The 19,495-nt window shown below is 43.5% G+C and carries 15 protein-coding genes; 2 read left to right on the plus strand and 13 right to left on the minus strand.

The window, feature by feature from the left end; translation table 11 throughout:
* Positions 1-280 precede the first annotated feature (280 nt).
* Complete coding sequence (locus W293_RS0102725; RefSeq protein ID WP_025650983.1) at positions 281-1,096, plus strand: alpha/beta fold hydrolase; 816 nt, start codon at positions 281-283, stop codon at positions 1,094-1,096.
* Between the two features lie 366 nt (positions 1,097-1,462).
* Here the strand turns inward: W293_RS0102725 and W293_RS0102730 are convergent, their stop codons facing one another.
* From W293_RS0102730 to W293_RS0102760, 7 genes are all read right to left on the minus strand, one after another.
* On the minus strand, positions 1,463-2,563 hold the full coding sequence (locus W293_RS0102730; RefSeq protein WP_025650984.1) for an HpcH/HpaI aldolase/citrate lyase family protein: 1,101 nt from the start codon (positions 2,561-2,563) through the stop codon (positions 1,463-1,465).
* An 84-nt stretch (positions 2,564-2,647) separates the two neighbouring features.
* Positions 2,648-3,847 (minus strand): cysteine protease StiP domain-containing protein, encoded by a 1,200-nt coding sequence (locus W293_RS0102735; protein WP_025650985.1) that lies wholly within the window; start codon positions 3,845-3,847, stop codon positions 2,648-2,650.
* Positions 3,848-3,925: 78 nt separating this feature from the next.
* Complete coding sequence (locus tag W293_RS0102740; protein ID WP_025650986.1) at positions 3,926-4,744, minus strand: HAD hydrolase family protein; 819 nt, start codon at positions 4,742-4,744, stop codon at positions 3,926-3,928.
* 122 nt (positions 4,745-4,866) lie between these two features.
* Positions 4,867-6,132, minus strand: a complete 1,266-nt coding sequence (locus W293_RS0102745) for a phosphoribosyltransferase domain-containing protein (protein ID WP_198015409.1) — start codon at positions 6,130-6,132, stop codon at positions 4,867-4,869.
* A gap of 28 nt (positions 6,133-6,160) precedes the next feature.
* Positions 6,161-7,525, minus strand: a complete 1,365-nt coding sequence (locus W293_RS16690) for an NYN domain-containing protein (RefSeq protein WP_025650988.1) — start codon at positions 7,523-7,525, stop codon at positions 6,161-6,163.
* Between the two features lie 65 nt (positions 7,526-7,590).
* Positions 7,591-8,823: a S1 family peptidase gene (locus tag W293_RS0102755; RefSeq protein ID WP_025650989.1), complete on the minus strand. Its 1,233-nt coding sequence runs from the start codon at positions 8,821-8,823 to the stop codon at positions 7,591-7,593.
* A 63-nt stretch (positions 8,824-8,886) separates the two neighbouring features.
* Positions 8,887-10,038 (minus strand): ATP-grasp domain-containing protein, encoded by a 1,152-nt coding sequence (locus W293_RS0102760; RefSeq protein WP_025650990.1) that lies wholly within the window; start codon positions 10,036-10,038, stop codon positions 8,887-8,889.
* Between the two features lie 436 nt (positions 10,039-10,474).
* Between W293_RS0102760 and W293_RS0102765 the strand changes: the two genes are divergently transcribed.
* Complete coding sequence (locus W293_RS0102765; RefSeq protein ID WP_037025639.1) at positions 10,475-11,749, plus strand: TerD family protein; 1,275 nt, start codon at positions 10,475-10,477, stop codon at positions 11,747-11,749.
* Positions 11,750-11,877: 128 nt separating this feature from the next.
* On the opposite strand, the gene W293_RS0102770 is transcribed toward W293_RS0102765, so the two are convergent.
* From W293_RS0102770 to rlmKL, 6 genes are all read right to left on the minus strand, one after another.
* Complete coding sequence (locus W293_RS0102770) at positions 11,878-12,486, minus strand: TerD family protein (RefSeq protein ID WP_025650992.1); 609 nt, start codon at positions 12,484-12,486, stop codon at positions 11,878-11,880.
* 189 nt (positions 12,487-12,675) lie between these two features.
* Complete coding sequence (locus W293_RS0102775; protein ID WP_025650993.1) at positions 12,676-13,428, minus strand: TIGR00266 family protein; 753 nt, start codon at positions 13,426-13,428, stop codon at positions 12,676-12,678.
* A 214-nt stretch (positions 13,429-13,642) separates the two neighbouring features.
* Positions 13,643-14,218: a TerD family protein gene (locus W293_RS0102785; protein WP_025650995.1), complete on the minus strand. Its 576-nt coding sequence runs from the start codon at positions 14,216-14,218 to the stop codon at positions 13,643-13,645.
* A 457-nt stretch (positions 14,219-14,675) separates the two neighbouring features.
* The gene (locus W293_RS0102790) at positions 14,676-15,743 is read right to left on the minus strand and encodes a DUF475 domain-containing protein (protein WP_025650996.1); all 1,068 of its coding nucleotides are present in this window, start codon (positions 15,741-15,743) and stop codon (positions 14,676-14,678) included.
* A gap of 299 nt (positions 15,744-16,042) precedes the next feature.
* Positions 16,043-16,618 carry a TerD family protein gene (locus W293_RS0102795; protein ID WP_025650997.1) on the minus strand — a complete coding sequence of 192 codons (576 nt, stop codon included), beginning with the start codon at positions 16,616-16,618 and terminating at the stop codon, positions 16,043-16,045.
* Positions 16,619-17,144: 526 nt separating this feature from the next.
* A complete protein-coding gene (gene rlmKL, locus W293_RS0102800) occupies positions 17,145-19,484 on the minus strand; it encodes a bifunctional 23S rRNA (guanine(2069)-N(7))-methyltransferase RlmK/23S rRNA (guanine(2445)-N(2))-methyltransferase RlmL (protein ID WP_025650998.1) in 2,340 nt (779 codons plus the stop codon).
* Positions 19,485-19,495 lie beyond the last annotated feature (11 nt).

A 19,495-nucleotide genomic window follows, 5' to 3' on the forward strand; every position in this document is an offset into this window, starting at 1 on the left:
ATCATTCACTATTGATTACTATAGCAGCTTGCTATGATTATAAAAGCAAGTTTTGTGGGCGCTTAGGACAAATCGCCAGTGTGGTTTAATCTGTCTCGCTGTGTTAATTTCTTAGGATGCACCGATAAAAACGGCTCATTCAGAAATAAGACTGTCAACTGAGTGGCTGGTGAATTATGCTAAAAGATCAGTGGAAGAAGTAAAGCGTTAGAAAGGCAGGGCTAAAAAGAAAAAGCAGTCATATGCTTAATTTTTTAATCGATTATACAAGGAAGTTGTTATGCCAACTATTGAAGTCAATAATGCTAATATCAATTACGAAGACAGCGCACCAAACGATACGCAGAAACCTGTCATGGTCTTTGCTCATGGGCTACTTTGGAATACGAGAATCTATGACAAACAAGTCGAGCACTTTCAGGACCGCTATCGCTGCATCGCTTTTGACTTTCGCGGACAAGGCCAGTCGCAAATTACTAAAGACGGCTACGACATGGACACCTTGGCAGATGATGCTATTGCTCTCCTAGCAGCGCTCGATATAGACAGCTGCCATTATGTCGGACTATCGATGGGCGGCTTCGTTGGACAACGCATCGCTATCAATAGACCAGAGCTGCTAAAATCCTTGACCCTAATAGACACTTCGGCTGATGCGGAAGACCCTGACAATATTCCCGGCTACAAAAAGCTCATGACGGCTATTCGCTGGTTGGGGATGAAAAGGGTGAGTAAAAAAGTCATGCCTATTATGTTTGGTAGTACTTTTTTAGAAGATAAATCGCGTAAAGCGGATCAAAAAGAATGGTTGGCAATGCTCAATGGTAATCGCAAAGGTGGGGTCGTCAAAGCCACGATGGGAGTCATCGAACGCGACGCTATTTATGATCAAATCGATCGCATCACGACGCCTACTCTAATCATCGTGGGCGATGAGGATGTCGCCACTCCTTATGCCAAAGCTGAGCGTATGCACTTCGCCATCGATGGCTCTAAGCTTGCAATAATCAAAGGCTCTGGACATACTTCGACGGTAGAAGAGCCTGAACAGGTCAATAAAGTGCTGAGTCAATTTTTGACGAGCTGTGTATCATAAATATGACTAGGGCGTGTCCTCAATTCAATTGATCATATCTAAACGGGCTAAAAATGGCTAAATTTTGCCAAACATCGTTAAATAGCTGGTTAATATCCCGATATTATCTGCGTTATTTTCCTTGTTTGACTGCAATTTATCTCATTTTTATCACCATTTTTAAAATGAGGACACGCCCTAATTAGGGCATGCCCCTATATAGTCATTCCACTATAAAAATATTACTGCGTTGACCTCGCTTGAAGTATCACCTATACATCTACACTCGGTTGCCTTGTACTACTTTTAAATTGAATCGACTATACTAAAAAGACGCCGTTATCATTGCTATGATAACGGCGTCTTTGGTTTTGGTATAAGAGGTGATTACAATCGTGATGTATAGTCACTATTGCCGTCATCGATAGTGCCAAAGGCATCGGCACGATTGACGATTTCGGTCGCCCATGCGCGATGTGTGGCAGGCTCTAGCATCGTATTATTATATTTAAATACCGCTTTGGCTTCGCTATGTAATATGGCTTGCGCCTCATCTAATGTGCTCATTGGCACGCAGTAGGCTTGCTGAACTAAAGCGATTTGGCTAGGATGAATAACTGTTTTGCCGACTAAGCCCAAACTGACGTCGCGAGTCAGCTCTTGCATAAACAGCGTTGGCTGATCTAAATACTCAAAGACCGGTGCGGTGAGATAAAAGCCGTGCGGCACAAAGCAGCCGAGCAGCTGATAAGCAAGCGTGCCGATAGGGGTATCATAGACGATACTGTTCTTCGGACGGCGCAGACGCAGCGCGGCAAACAGATCATTGCCGCCGATGCGCAGCGCAAAGACTGGCTGGCTAAAAGCTTCTTTAAAACCAATGGCCAGTTCTTGATTGTGATGTGGGTTAAATAATGCTGCGGTCTCAAGCGTCGGCATTAATAAATGATCGATGCTGAGATTCTGGCAGGCCATGCGCCAATTGGATAAGCTATACATATCGACTTTGGGCATGACGAAGCCGTCGATGAGATCGATATGAGCATAGTCTGCCAGTTGTTGCAGCATCATCGGATTACGCGGACGTATAAAGACCAAGGGCCGCGTGGGATGCTGGTTTTTTTGCTCTGATTGCTGATTCGATTGCTGATTCGATTGAAAGCCAGATTCTCTTGACGGATCATTGATACTATCGACGTGTATCGCCCAAGTATGAAGCAGGGTTTGCAGCCGTGTCAGCGCCAGCTCGACATCATTGTGGCTAACGGCATCTTCTAAGCAGATGATAATGCTATTAATCGTTGGTAATTTATCGCGCTTGATGACTTGCCAGATATCTTGGCGAGTAGCAGGCATATAAAGGCTTGCACCCAGCTGATACGGATGATGGGTATTGGGCCTAACCATCGCATGACGCTCAGTGATGAGATGCGCATAAGACTGGGTATGGCTATAAATGTTTGATTCGTTATTTGGCATATCTGGCATAATCGGCATCGTAAATAGTGATAAATTGAATGGTCGTAAAGGGTTATAAAAGACAGAACGTATGAATTGATCAGCAATAATAGCTTAGCTGTCTTTGCTACGCTGCTTGATCAGCGTGATGGCTTGATAGGGTAGTATTTTAGCACCTAATACCTTGATATTGATATTTCGTTCGGTACATAAATGGCGCAATAATACGGTATCGGGATGATCAGCAGTGGCCAGTAGAATGCGCTCGGGATCGCGGCGTAATATGGCGCGTGTCGCCTCTGCAATCGTCGGCTTAATGCGGTTACGATTGGTGATTTGATAGGTTTTTGCCAATTCATTAATTAAATCAGCAGTCTGATAGCGTGGTTGTTTAAAAGTTGGCAAACGTTGCAAAGGTATCGTTAATGCACGTCGTGCAGTATCGATGTGATCGATAAACGTCAAGCTATGATCTGCCTCTACTAAATTATCATAAAAAACACTGCGATGTAGACCTGATTGCGGCTCAGTATAAAGACTACGTGAAATCAGTCCCGACACCGTGCTATTTAATAAACCTGATGGGATCAACCAGTCTTCTTCACTAGCAGCTAGCCATGCTACGCCCGCTGGATCAGCAAGTGTCAGTAGCGGGATTACGTCTTTTCCTTGATGAAAAATATTGGCAAAATTGGGATGGCTAGGGTCACTAAAGACTTCTAAGCTATGAGCAAGCTCTTGATAGATGGCACCTTTACCTGTCCAGCCATCAACGAATACGATGGGGCTGTCTGGGTAAGCGTCCAATATCATCTGTAAAGCGACTGGATCAAGACCGCGGTCACGAATGATACTGATACCATAATGCACACTTGGCAAGTTATAGTCGCTATCGGTATCTGACCTTTCATTATCTGACCCTTTCTTATCTGATAAGGCACGCTGCAACAATACGCCAACTGGTAAACCTGCTCGTACTAAGCTGACCAATACTAATGGGCGCTCAGCACTAACCGTTTGCTCGAAAGTATGGTGTAACGTATGCGCTAAATTAGTAATATCAGTCGCGGTTCTCGTTGTGCCTTGCCCTAGTGCTTGCTGATATAGCTGCTCGTGCATCGCCGTTGGTGCAGCCTCTAAGGTCAGCATGTCTGAATAGTGGCGCTGACCACTTTGGATCAGTGCTTCTTTTTGGCTAACCGGCACGTCTGCAACCGCGTCTTTATCAACGATATCGAGCAATACGGTCACATCGCTGGCAAGGTAACTGCCTGAGCCGTATTTATCGAGTTTTTGAATATTGGGAGTGGTCATAGGAGGTTTTTTACTCGTATAGGCTGCTGTCGTTATTATAATTATTGATATTTGAGAGTTGTTAAGAGCTGAGAATTACTAAGAACTAAGATTGTCGTGCAGTTGACCATGATTGGGCATACCGTACCAGTCAAGCAGTTGCAGAAACGGCAAATCTGCCAGGCTGTCACCAAAGCCAAAACTTGGACGCTGACTGTCTAAATGATGGTCTAATAAAAACTGTACCGCATGATGCTTATGAACCGCATGTGGCAGTATCGCTAGATTGTTAGCGTTAACATGGACATAGAAATCCTGATCAAAATCACGTATTAGATTGGGTAACTGTGCAGCTAATTCTGCCAATGCTTGATGATCTTTTTGCGCGTGTTTAATAGCCAGATAAATGGTTAGCTCTTCATTAACAGAACCATTATTAAAACTATCAATATGCGGTGTAAATACTAGCTGACTGTTATCGTTTCTACTGTGACTCGCGAATAATTGGCTCAGTTGGTTAAGTTTGTCTTGCAAAGGACTCAACTGTTCATACATACGCTGTTGCCATGCGCTTAACAGCTCGCCATTAGCTGTCAAAATAATTGCACCGTGAGTCAAAACTTGCCAACTGTCAAAAGGCAGCTTTACACGTTTGATTTCGCTACGGTCGCGTGCAGTGACCACTATCAATTCGGTACTAGCAAGCAACCAATTAAAGAACGATGCTTGCCGTTGGCTCATAAAGCTTAATGGTTCGGCTTGTTTGTTTACCGTGGCGCAGACTAAGCTTTCAGATTCAGCGGTAGGTAAATCCCAAGCGTCGATCTTACGCTGCGTTTGAAATAGGGTATCGTCTAAATCCATCAGCGCGTAGGGCTTGATAATATCGTTATTGGTTTGTAAGAATGGGGTGGTCATAGTATTTGCCATAAAAGCGTGCGTAAATGTTAAATATGAGAATCAAAGTAGAATTTAAAGGATAGTTTTAATAGGGCGGCTTTTATAAGATAGCCTTTGTAAGCCAGCTTTAATAAAACAGCTTAAAGCGTTGGACTCACCACCAACACATTATCCAAACCTTGCCACATGTCATCCACGCTATCAGAAGCCGTTTCTACACAAAGCACAATCAAATCCCAATCGCTAGGCTCAACATTATAAGCAAAGTTGGTCATACCAAGCCCATAGTTATCGCTAAAACTTAGCATAGTGGTAATCGCGCCACCAAGGGCAATCGGTGAACGTGTTAACGCACTAAAGTTAACGGTAGCGTTTTGAGTTTTCGCCTCAAGCCATTCCGCCAATAAAAATGGCAACCATACAAACTCATTACTGCCCAATACTAAAATACGCTCAGGCAACTGCACTTCATTAAACTTTGCTTGTTCATTAAAATTGGTAAATGCTGCTTGAAACTTCGCTAAATAATTATTAAATCCATCTGTGCTATCTAGCGTTGGGAAGCGTCCCCAATTACCAGTATTGCCTAGTGGTTGACTGCCAGCCTCAGTCGTATCGACCGACGGCATAGTAATCGGCTCAGGGTTGGGCACATCCGCCCATTGCCACGCACCAGATAATAGGTGATGACGATGAAAGTCAATGTTAGGCAAACGTGCAGATATATTGTCGTCTACGTCAGCTTGAGCTTGGTTCTGATTTAGAGACCAATCAACCAAAGTGGTCAGATGTACTTGCTCTAATTGATCAAGCCCTGCGTTACGAAGGGCGGTAACTACATTGACGCAAGTATTGCCCGTTGATGCTTCGTCATCAACCATAATCAATGTTTTGCTCGCTAGTAGCTGTGCTTGGATAGCTTTATCTGCACTTTGATAAATCAGATGCTGGCTAGCGTGACTGTGATCTTCGCTAAAAGTTGTTAGCAAGGTTTCAGAATTATCGTCGTTATGTTGTGCGTGACGGGTAGAGTTCAGTAGTAAGGCATTGGGATAACGCGTTTGTAGCGCTTGATGCACCCCAGCAGATAACCCAACGGCAGTCTCTGCCATACCGATGACCAAAATAGGTTCAGGCAAATCATCTGGTACTAGGTTTGCCAAATCAGTAAAAGCGTGACGCATGGTGCTAGGCGCGACTGGAATATGGCGACCTAAGACTTTTGAGACAAACAAAAATGCGCGTTTAGGATTAATGCGCTGCGCAAATCCAAGCAAGTCTTCTAATTGATAGTGATTGCTTTGTTCTGTTCCATCTTTTGCAGTGGCTGAATTGGTTTGATAGGTGAGATCAAGGGTACCGCGTGGTAGGGTGATGCTGCGTTTATACATAGTATTAGATATCATGGTATTAAGTATTGTGTTATTTTTAAGATCAGTCATCGCTTATTTCTATCCCATATTTTTCACAAAGATAACGTAGGTCGCCATCTATATTTTGATGCCTTGGCATAAATTGCCATTGTTTGCCTGCTCGGTTTAATGTAAATAGAATCAAACTTTTGCCTGACTTATCTTTTATGTCAAATTCACCTGAAAATAATAATGCATTCTGTTGCTTGTCAAGGATGCTCAGCTGAATAGGTGTTTGTGGAGGATCAGTCGCTAAGTTCTCAAGCTCACTTGATAAAGCAAAGTTAAGTTGTTCAATATTGGCAGGCTGAAGGTTTAGATCACAACTAAATTCAGATATGGACTTCTCAGATTCAAGTTGTTGATCCAGTTCGACTGCACCATCTTCACTATGGGTCTGTCCGTAAAATATCATGTCTTCATCGCCCCGTACTTTTGCAGTGGCATCTACTCTAAACAATACAGCATTGATAGTAGGTGCCGTTGTTATTTTGACAATAATGGGCGCAGCGGCAAAGAGGTTGGATGCTGATTTAGAAATTTGTTTTTCATGAATGGTATTATTAGTTTGTAAGTCTAACGCTGATTTACTGTTAGTCATCACAGGAGATTGTGTAATTTTTTTACTTTTTAATTTAATTAACATAACCTTATTTTCACGGCGCACATCGTATAGACGTAGTGTCGTAATAAGATCAGAGAATTTTTTATAGCCATATTTATCTAGTTTGATATTTTCATGGTTTTTATGAATTTGGCTAGCAATATAAGATAGGTTTGACCAACCATCTTTAGCATTAGGATTTTCATTGATTAGTTTATTTATTACGCCAATAAGATGATTTTGGGTATGTAATTGCTTAGTCGTCCAACGTTCTGATGCAATGTTTGAAGATGGGGTATCATTCTTATTCGGTGTAGGAATGACTGTAATGGAGTCGTTTTTAGCAGTTAATAAATCCTCTACATAAAAGAATTTATCACAAGCCTGTGAAAACGCGCTAACCGTATTACGCTTTCCAAAGCCAAATACTTTTACATGGTTTTTGCGGATACGTAGCGCTAATGAAGTAAAATCACTATCACTTGAGATCAAACAAAACCCATCGTAATTATCACTGTATAGCAAGTCCATTGCTTCTATAACCATGCCGATATCAGTGGCGTTTTTGCCTTTCACATAAGCGAAATGTTGCATAGGGTCGATGGCGTATTTAAGCAATGCTTCTTGCCAACTCTGGATATGCGCATTGCCCCAGTCGCCATAGATTTTTTTACAAGTGACATGTCCAATATTCTCTATCTCTTGCAGAATATGACCAATATTTTTTGCTGAGGCGTTATCGGCATCAATAAGTACGGCTATACTTTTGAGTTTAGCGGTCATCTATTTTCCTTAACACACTTTGTTAAAGTGGCTATTTTTATATTAACTTGCGTTGCTTAGATATTTTAACCCTGACAGCCGACCAGCCAAAGCGATCCGCGACTTTGTTTACTAAGCTGCGGGGTAGTCAGTGCAGCAGTTGTAGAGCTAGATGTGGTAGACGAGCTAGCCAAACTAATGCCAGCGCTCGCGAGTAGGGCAGATAATAACTGGAACTTCACCGCATAATTCATGTTTTGCGCATGCTCATGGACGAGGCTAGCAGTCACCATGCCGATGACTTCACCTGTCGGCAAGAGCAGCGGACTGCCACTAGAGCCGGGCTGAATCGGTGCGGTAAATTGCATATAACGAATATCATCACTTAAGCCTGTTAATCCTGAGATACAGCCTTGTGTGACTTGTAGCTGGCTACTGAGTCCTGATAGCGGAAAGCCCAAAGTGGTAATGGTCTCGCCCAAGATATCCGAACACTGCTGCGCTAATGGTAGGTGGCAAGCCAAAGGCTCGTTTACTCTGATAATGGCAGAATCGCTACCGATATCACTAAGTACCACTTGCGCCTCACGGTCAGGCTGGCCCTGCTGGCGCACACCAATCATCGCCGCCGACTCAATGACATGATAGCAAGTCAATAGATGATAAGGGTCAATAGCAAAAGCCGTGCCTGTCCATGTTTCACCAGCTTGGACTTGGCGGGGCGGGCGAGAGTCGCTATCTGGGTAACCACGCTGCTGCTGCTGCGCCGCTTGAATGAGTGCATGAGTATCTGGCGGACGAATATCAAGACTGACTTGCACTCGTTGCTCAAGGCTTGTCAGTCCTTGGGTCGAGCTTTCACCAAGAGCGCGACATTTAAACTGCCCATTACGCTTGTAAATCTCAAAAACAATAGCGGCTTTGACATGGCGCTCGCTTGCTATGAAGTCATAGTGAATAGCACCATTGTTTAAAGTTAGGCTTATATTTTTTAATTCGACAGCGGGCAAATTAAGTGTCGGCTCCTGATAAGTATAAGCGATTAGTTGTAAGAAGCTCACCCCTTGCGTGTCAAATAACGTGAGTAAATCCAGCTGCCATTCGCTGGGACTGTCATCATCGTCTAGCTTTGCCCAGTCTTTAGGCTCATGCAAATAGGCGGGGCTACAGACTGCCTTGCGCTGCTCATTTAAAGGTAGCCATAATAGTCCAAGCTGCTGCCCAAACCTAAGCGAATTTGAGGTCGTAAAAGCAACAATACAGCGCTCTTGAGTGATCACCGTGTTTGCGCCTAATACTAATGTGGTCTGTGCTGTCATCACCCGCCCCCTCATTGACTTTATAATGGCTCAGTATATTTTTATTATCCTAAGATATTTTACTTATTCAACGATGTCTTCTTCAATTTTTACACTTACCATCAGCGAGCGCACCTGACAAGGTTTAATTTTTTGAGCAATGTTTTCTAACTGTGGCTTGTCCGTTAAGCCCAGCCAATAGGCAAACCCCAGTTGTGTGAGATCGATCCCGCTATGCGCCGTATAACCGATGCCACCAGAAGGGCGACTGTTAATTTCAAGCACACGGTGCTGACCATCATCATCTGCTTTAGTTTGAACACTGACAATACCATCGCAGCCAAAGACTTTGATTAATGGTATCACCACCTCCATGACGTCCTGCTCGTAACCGACATGCTGGATTTTTCCCGTTTTATGACGAGTAACGGCTGCCAGTACTTCACCATATTCACAGACCACATCGATAGAGTATTCTTGTCCTGATAGATAAGGCATCAGCAGCATAGGAATAGGGCGCTCACGTATCATTTGGCTGTTTGTGTAAGCATTGACAAACTGCGCTGTATTAATTTTTTTCTCTTCGGTAAAGTATAAATGCTCAAAGCTATCGTACTGCTCGCCATCGTCTTTGGCCAAATCAAGCCGCCAAAAGCCTTGTGCAAAAATACCCGTGACCGGTTTGACACATAAAGGCTGATGACCATGCTCGCTAAGTAGGGCCTCAAGCTCAGCAGTATTGTCAAAGCGCCACGCGTCTGCCACTGGAATATCGTGGCGATGACATTGCTGCATAAAGGCAAATTTGTCATCGATACACTCTAGGGCTGCGACGCTGGTTGCTCCTGTTAATAAGCGAATACCAACAGCATCAAATGCTTCACGCTGTGCTTCATAATCGATACCATTACGACCAGTCAATAATACTTTTACATTGTGTTGCTTGGCTTGCTCCAGTACAAACTGCCAACGCGGTGTGACGGGTTCAGATATGACTTGCTCATCGCTGTCGAGCGCCGTTGCAGACGGCTCAATATATACGCTGTCGGCAAATTCAAAAATCTCGGGTCTGTCATGGCGGTGTGAGGCGATGATATTAAAGGGTGAGTGCGTTTGTGCTTTTAGGGCTTGCAAGCTGGCTAACATATCGCGTTGGCTAGACTGACCTTCGGCCAACCAAGCAGCTGGCGTTATAAGGTTGTCATTGGCAAGGCTATCGTTAGCAAGGTTACTCATAATTCTCTCAGCATTGTTATCAATGTTATAGATAAGGGTTATAGGTATTGGATAACTGGGTGTGATTGTCGCACGTTTCATATCAAGATGGTCAATACTTATCTGTTGCCAAAAAAGCCACGCTGCGCCGCCGTTGATAGCAAAGTCTATTATATAGAAATGCTACGCTCTAGGGCGTGTCCGCATTTAAAAAATGGCGATAAAAATGAGATAAGTTGTAGTCAGACAAGGAAAACAGCGCAGATGATATCGAGATATTAGTCAACTATTTGATATTGTTTGGCAAGATTTAGCCATTTTTAACCCCTTTAGATGACCATCGATTGAATTGAGAGCACGCCTTAGTGTGCTGATTAAAAGTCTGGCATTATCCATGCTACTATATAACGATAGTGAACATAAAAAACGCTAATATAATAAATTTAAAGGACATATGATGAGCCAGAACCAACCTCAAAAACTGATTGCTGGTGCCAATGCGCCACTACCGACTGACAATATCAGCATCCGAATTTTAAGTCAAAACGCCATCGATTGTGCCGCTTATCGTCTGACTACTGATGGTAAAGTGCGCGGTGATGGCGATATGATATTTTATGGGCAGACGCGTAGTGATGACGGCAATGTCAGCTTCCGAGGTCACGACAGTGATGGGTTTTTCGACATTAATTTAGCAGCGCAACCGGCGAATATTGATAAAATTGCCTTGGCATTTTCTAGTACGCAGACATTGGCGCAAGTTGGCGATGTAGATATCCAAGTATTGCAAGGCAGCCAAGTGCTGATGACTTGTCAGCTTAGTAGTGCTGGGCGTAATGAAAAAGCCATTATTTTAGCAGAATGCTATCGTCGGCAGGGCAGCTGGAAGTTTCGCTTTATTGCCCAAGGTTTTGAAGGTGGCTTAAAGCCTTTGTCCGAACATTTCGGTGTAGAGATTGCCGATGAAGCACCAGCGCAGCCCCCATCTCAAAATAGCAATCAGGCTCAACCTATCAATACTCAACGTCCAATCAATACGCAAAAGGCGGGCAGTGCCACTCAAGCAAGCGCGCCGCCACCGATTCCAGCCAGCCCTTCGATCAACTTGAGCAAAATTACCTTAACCAAAAACCAATCCAGTATCAATCTAAAGAAACGTGATGACTTTGGCAAAATCTCGGTCAACCTAAACTGGAACCAACGTCCAGATATGGATAAGCAAGCACCGAAAAAAGGTTTGTTGGGTGACCTGTTCAAACAGCATAAAGCGGGCGGTATTGACCTTGACGTCGGGGCAATGATTCATCTAAAAAACGGCGAAAAAACTTTGATTCAAGCCTTGGGCAATCGCTTTGGTAGTTTGCAGTCAGCACCTTACGTCTGTCTGCGTGCTGATGATAGGACAGGACAAGTGAGTGGCGGGGAGTGGCTCGATATCAATGGTCAGCAGTGGTCGCAAATTGAGGAAGTATTTATCTTTGCTTTCATCTACGAAGGTGCGCCGAATTGGGCAAAAACGGATGGGGTAGTGACCATTCATGTGCCCGATCAGTCGCCGATTGAGACGCGTTTAACAGAAGGCACAGGCAACTTGCCAATGTGTGCCATTGCGCGTTTGGTCAACCAACAAGGCAGTATCAATGTTGAACGTATCAATCAATACTTTAAAGGCCATCAAGAAATGGATAAAGCCTTTAATTGGGGCTTTAGCTGGAAACGTGGTAGTAAGTAAGTGCTTGAATAGCATCCATTAATACAAAAAATCAGCCCGTCTATTATTAATAATAGACGGGCTGATTGCTTTTAAGTGTTAACGTTTTAAAGCGTTACAAGTAAAAACTGTTTAGACTTTATAGGCCTTTAAGCATGTGGCGTAATAGCAGGCATCAAGTCATGGAAAGTACGACCTGAAGCGGTTTCGCCAATGGCATGCATTTTCCATTCATTGTTATGACGATAGACTTTTGCCATCACCATCGCTGTATGACTGCCTTGCGCTGATAGGTTATAGCGTGCGACCTCTTGGTTATTATTGGCGTTCACGATACGGCAAAAAGCGTTTTCTACTGTTTCAAACGTTTGACCAGTGAAGCTATTGACGGTAAATACCAGCGAGACGACATCAGCAGGGATTCTTGAAAGATCGACGTTGATAACTTCGTCATCGCCATCACCGTCGCCAGTACGGTTATCGCCAGTGTGGACGATACTGCCATCTTTTGATTTAAGCTGGTTGAACCAAATGGCATCGACTGCTTGTTTATTGGCATCAAACATGATGCACGAAGCGTCTAAATCGATAGAATCGCCGCCGCTGCCACCTCCAAACAACTTGCCTAAGAAGCCCCCTTTTTTCTCTTGCGGTCCTTGTGCTACGTCCCAACCTAAACCCAATTTTACTTGAGTCAGATCGCCACCGGCTTCTTTGCTTAGGGATATCTTTTGTCCCTTTTGTAAACTAACTGCCATGATAAAATCCTTATATCACTCTCAAAAAATACGGTTAGTGGTGTCAAACTAGCTTAGTCTACAGAGCGTAGTACTTGCACTTGTTTTACTTGCTACTCGAATTTTCGTAAATGATATGATAATAATTGTGAGTGGAATACTGCAACGTTCAGTGATATTTTCAGTTGTTCATTTTGGTTAAAAATCGAGCTATAAAATATTATCTAAAAAGCCGCCACCGCCACCACGACCTCCGGAGCTACTGCCCAAGATGCTTTGTAGCCAGCCTTGATAGCTGTCACGATTGCGCGAACAGATAATGACTTTACCAGTGCCAGAGAAGTTCAACACCATACCTTCGCCACTGGTGACCGAGTTAATGATGCTGCTCATGATACCTTTCTTCTTGCTGGTTGAGACCGACAGCTTGTACTCAAGATTTGAGTCCCAGCAGACCACATGACCATTATCGATGATGACGTCTTTGTCTGGGGTGACATCAATCTCAAACAACGAGCCAAAGCCAGATACCACGACCTGACCTTGACCTTGCGTCTGCATAACCATAAAGCCACCAGTATCACCAAACACCGCGCCGCCGAGGTTACGCTGAATATTGGCTCTGATATCGACACCCGTTTGTGCAGCAACGAAAGCGCCATCGCTCAAGGTATATTGCTGAGCGCCGCAATCGATAATTTGCATATCACCATCGAGCGTTGGTGCTAGCAAACAATCGCCTTCACCGCCCGTCGCCTCAATCTGCTGCTGAAACAGTGATTCGTCATTAGCAAAGCGGCGCATCAATGACTGCATAAGGCCACCTTGCAGCTTACCTTTTAGCTCAAGGTTAGATTCCATCATGACCATGGCATTGGCTTCACAATAGATCGAGTCACCCTTTTTGAGGTTGCAATGTAAAAAAGGCTCAATGGTACCGATTAAGCTAAATGTTGCGGCCATGGGTGCAAATCCTTATTCTAATGCTTTGACATATACTTTGAAATTCGATAGATATTCTTTTGATACGTTGTTTTTCGATTTTAGAGGAGCCATTAAATTTAAAGCCATCAAATGCTTTAAAAAGGCACACTTGATAGCTTATATAGCGGGCAATCAGCTAGCTGACTGCCGCTGTTAACGATCTAAACGATTTAAATTAGACGTTTACGCCATATTAGACGTTTACGCCATAAGAGGCAGCTAATGGTCCAAGACCACCACTGAAGCCTTGACCAACGGCGCGGAATTTCCAATCGCCGCTATGACGATACAATTCGCCAAAGATCATTGCTGTTTCAGTGCTACCGTCTTCTGATAGGTCATAACGAGCAATTTCAGTATCGCCATTGTCGTTTACGACACGGATATAAGCTTCGCCTACTTGACCGAAGTTTTGGTTACGGCTTTGACCTTCATAAATGATGGCGCAAATAGCGACTTTGCTGACGTCAGCTGGGATGCTAGCAAGGTTGATTTTGATTTTTTCATCATCGCCATCACCTTCACCAGTGCGGTTATCGCCAGTATGCTCGACCGCGCCATTGTCTGACTTTAGATTGTTAAAAAAGATAAAATCTTGATCGTTACGTACTTTGCCGGCTTCATTGACCAAAAAGCCAATCGCGTCTAAGTCAAACTCTTGACCGTCAGTGGCGCGTGGATCCCAGCCAAGACCGACCGTAATATTGGTTAAACCAGGCGCTTCTTTTGATAAGTTTACGTTGCCGCCTTTCGTTAAGCTAATAGCCATATAGATATCCTTTAGATTAATAATTAAGTGGATTGGGTTTTCGAACGAATGAATTAAAAATTATGCAGTTATGGTAGTGTTGGTATAAAAGTTAAATGAATATACCTGTATGCCACGTCCTGCATATCATTACGTTTTACTATACTAAGCGAGTGCTCACTAAGCAAGGTCTATTTTGTGCGCTTACTATATGGTTACTAAGGGACATATCAGTGCTGTAACTCTGATACTTTTTAACAAACTGAGCAACAGTGGTTAAGATATTGTTATCGCAAAGTATTTTACCAATCGCCAGTAATTAACCAAAGAGCAGGGCGATAAGCAGCTAAAATACTTTGTAAAAGTTGCATGCCGTAAATAAAAAATGCTCATAAACGAAAACAGGTTATACCAACTTTTTGGTATAACCTGTCATTAAAACAATATGATGCTTACTACGCTTCAAACTTGCAGTTTATCAGCTAATCGATTTTGCTTCTTGCTTGCGATAATTGAGTGAGGCCACGAACGCCCAACCAATAAAGGCAATACCAATCAGACCAGTGATAATTTCTGGCACATGGAATTTCACTGACAATAGCATGATAATCGCTAAAGCACCGATAGCATAATGCGCGCCATGCTCAAGGTAAACAAACTCATCAAGCGTGCCTTTATCGACTAAGAATATCGTCATCGAACGCACAAACATCGCACCGATTGCTAGACCCAGCATAATAACGATAACGTCATTGGTAATCGCAAATGCGCCAATCACACCATCGAAACTGAATGAAGCATCAAGAACTTCTAGATATAAGAAGCCGATAATACCGCCTTTCATAATCGCGCTGGTCGCCGCAGCGCCCGAGCCACTTTCTTCATTTTCTAAATCTGCTTCAAGGTCACCTTCAAGCATACCCGAAACCACTTGTACGCCAAGGTATACCAAGATACCCCATACGCCTGCAATCAATACCGCTGCTGACTGCTCAGGGTTAGCAAATGATACCGCAATCATCAACACGATAAGCGCCACAAACACACTCATGGCATCGACTTTACCCAGTTTTGCCAAACGGCTCTCAAGCCAATCAAACCAATGTACTTCTTTATCGTCAAAGATAAAGTTCAAGAACACCAGTAATAAGAAGATACCACCAAATGCTGAGATTTCAGCATGATGCGCCAATAATCTGGCTGAATATTCTTTAGGATCGTTTAACGCTAGGTCGACCACTTGCATAATACCCAAGTCAGCAGTAACCGCAACGATAACGATAGGGAATACCAAGCGCATACCAAATACAGCAACTAAAATACCAACCGTTAAAAATATCTTTTTCCAAAACTCATCCCAGCCTTTGAGGACTGAGGCGTTGACCACCGCATTATCAAATGATAATGAAATCTCCATGACGGCCAAAATAGCAGTAATAGATAGGGTGGTTATCAAGCCGCCCATACCACCATGTGAATATCCCCACCACGCCGCGACCGCTAAGGCAATGGCCGTGAAGATAAAGTCTAAATAAAAATGTCTCATGACACATCCTGTCTGGTTGCGTAAAGCTAAGGTCGGTCTATTATAGACTCAAACCACAAAAAAAGTGGCTATTGCTAACCACTTCTTAGTGCATAATTTTAAACGAAACATAAAGCATTATTGGTCGTTTGGCTATCAATAATTGTGGCTATTTTGCAACTAAAAGTACGTTGTAAAGTTACTCGATAATTCGCCCATAAAATTATTTTGTATAACTGGCTAATAAAGCTGCTTTAAACGCTGGTTTTAGTCGTGCTAATCATCCCAACCATGATGACGATACCAACCTAAATACGGCTTTAGATATCAACGCCGTATTGCTGACACATGGCTTGCAAGCCACCAGAGTAGCCTTGACCAACGGCGCGGAATTTCCACTCACCGTTATGGCGATAGACTTCACCAAATACCATCGCGGTCTCAACAGAGTAATCTTCTGCCAAATCAAAACGTACCACTTCGGTGCCGGTTTCTTCATTAACGACGCGAATAAAAGCGTTGGCTACTTGACCAAAGTTTTGACTGCGAGCCGCTGCATCATGGATAGTGACAGTGACGACGATTTTGTCGACATCAGCAGGTACTTGGGTGAGGTTTACTTTGACGACTTCATCATCACCGTCGCCTTCGCCCGTACGGTTATCACCAGTATGCTCAACCGCGCCATTGTCAGATTTGAGTTGGTTGTAAAAGATAAAGTCATGATCGCCGCGCACTTTGCCTGCGGTGCTAAGCAAAAATACACTGGCATCAAGATCAAACTCAGCACCAGAGGTTGCGCGCTCATCCCAACCAAGACCAATAAGCAACTTGGTTAAATTTGGGTCAGTTTTCGTTAGCGATAAGTTACCGCCTTTATTAAGTGATAAAGCCATGGGGCTGTCCTTGTTATTAGAGTAAATTAAAGTTATTAGAGTAAATTAAACGTTTTTTTTGAAAGTTTGATATTAGGGTTTGTTGAACATTCAAATGTGGTACTGGCAGTGGCTATTTTTTAGACAATACGCAGTGAAATTTTTGACGCCTAGTCATTCTAGGTTAGATAATTTCGCCATGTATTGGCAAAAAATAGCCCTGCCCTGAAAGGCTGATACTGAAATCACCCCAAACGTTGTTGTAAACCTAGCTAAGGTCTCGACATTATCGTCGGTTTACGCCTGATTTGATAAAAGGTTTGGGACGATTTTAGCGATCAGCAGTCCTAATATTTGAATGTTCAACAAACCCTAATTTTATAGAAGTAAAAGCGTTACTAGAGTCAGAATTATCCCGAGACCAACGCTTAATCACGCTCTATCATAACAACAAAAAATGACCCAATCAAAGTAGATTGAGTCATTATTGTTTTTAAATAAAATTTGGTCATTTTACTGAGCGTTAGAAGGGTGGCAAGGCTTTCATTTACCCTTGACGATGACGAATCTCAAAACTTTGATGAATCGGCTTTTTGATATTAAAATCGAAGCCAATGGTTTTTTGTGTGATATCAACGATGTCATAGCGCTCGATTAATTGCTCATCGAGCTCAAAACGGGTAAAGTTGTTTGAGAAATATAAGACGCCATCAGCGGTTAAGCGATTCATCGCGCGATTAATAATAGCAGCATGATCTCGCTGCACATCAAAAGTACCTTGGAACTTTTTCGAGTTTGAAAAGGTCGGTGGATCGATAAAGATAATATCGAATTGCTCGGTATTTTCCTTAATCCACTCAAAGATATCGGCAGCAACGAATTGATATTTATTGCGGCTGACGTCCAAACCGTTGAGCACAAAGTTTTGCTTACCCCAATCGAGATAGTTCTGTGACAAGTCAACGCTGGTGACTTTTTTGGCACCCGCCAATGCCGCATGCACACTTGCCGTACAGGTATAAGCAAATAAATTCAGTACTGATTTATTACGACTGTTGTCTTTAATCCGTGCGCGCATATTACGATGGTCAATAAACAAACCGGTATCGAGATAATCGGTAAAGTTGACGTAGAAATATGCACCATCTTCGCGAGCGACATGAAACTTGCCGCGCCTTTCTGTGGTGTTCTGTTTGCTATATTGATCATTACCAGATTGGCGTGCCCGAGTTTTGATAAAGATTTGTTCGCGGTTAATATCGAACACTTCACGAATACCCATCAAAGCTAGATTAAAGCGTTTTTTGGCGGTCTCGGGTGGTATGGTTTTCGGCGGTGCATATTCTTGCACGTGCGCGTAGTCACCATATAAGTCGATAGCCACTTTAAAATCTGGCAGGTCAGCGTCATAGACACGGATATTACTGACATTGTCTTTTTTAGCCAGTTTTTTTAGCTTGGCAAGATTTTTTTGTAGGCGGTTAATAAAATCTTGACCGTCTTCTACTTCAATCTCACGCTTTTCAAAACGGCTCACAAGATTGCCTGTTTGCCCAGCAATCAACGTGCCATAGCGGAAATAAACGGTAATGGCACCATTATGACAGCGTAAGGTTTTTGGCTCTTTAATCGGCAAGATATCGACTTGCTCGACATGAGAGGCCAATATACCAAGCATCGGATCAATGCCGCTACCGGCAAAGCTGTCTTGCAGAATAAGCCCAATCGCTTGATACAATGGCTTAATCATCTCTTCATCACCCAAACGCTCACCATAAGGTGGGTTGGTGATAATTAGAGGGTTGCTCAATCGACCATCATCGACCAACGGCTTTAGCACACTGCTTAGACGGTCAAGTGCGCGTGTTTCGATGTCGAGTAGCGGTAGCAAGTCTTGTAGGCCAGCGGCAATCAGGTTTTTTTCTGTGGCGAGTATCGCGCCACTATCCGCATCATAACCCAAGATTAGTGGTAGGGTATCTGGCTGCTCGTTAGCAATTGCTAAGGCTTCGCGGAAACGTATCTGTGCATCATCAATCATCTGTTGCCATAACGCATCATCATGATGCTGCCATTGATAAAAGCCAAATTGATTGGCGGCTTTATCAATACCCACTGCGTAATCACAATGCATGAGTAGTGCTTCAATAATAAAGGTGCCTGAGCCACACATTGGATCGATTAACGCATTATAAAAAGGTGCATCGCCAGCGTCGTTCTTCTTATGCCAACCTGCACTATAGAGCAAAGCTGCTGCCAAGTTTTCTTTGAGGGGCGCTTCAGTCATTGCCACGCGATAACCACGGCGATGCAAGCTAGTACCTGATAAATCTAAATACAATTCGGCTTGCTTGTCATTAACGGTCGCGAAAATAGCAAAATCTGGGTGCTTGCTATCGACGTTAGGGCGGCTGTCATAAACTTCATTAAAGGTATCAGCAATCGCATCTTTGATACGTAGCATGGCAAACTGCTGGCTGACAGCGACGCGTTTGTCGACAGACAGACGAATGGCAAAGGTTTGCTCAAGTTTAAACTGCTCCGTCCAATTGACCGACTTCGCTAAGCCATAAAGCTGCTCTGCCACATCATACTCGGCATTAATATTTCTGCGTTTAATCAGCATCAATACCCGCGATGCCACTCGCGACCACAGACAAATCGTATAGAGATCACGCAATGTACCCGTAACGGTCAGACGGCCGGTACTTTTGATGTCACTTGCAATACCAAAACTCGTCAGCTCAGTCTGTAGCGGTGCCTCAAGCCCATCAGCACAAGTGATAATCAGCTCAAGTGACAACTCTGCTGAGAGCGCTGGTGAAAGTGCTTCTGACAACGCTGGTGAAGATGCGGCGGCAAGGGCTGGCGCGGTTGTTTCGGTCATACGGATACCTG

The sequence above is a fragment of the Psychrobacter sp. TB67 genome (assembly GCF_000511065.1).
Classification (GTDB): domain Bacteria; phylum Pseudomonadota; class Gammaproteobacteria; order Pseudomonadales; family Moraxellaceae; genus Psychrobacter; species Psychrobacter okhotskensis.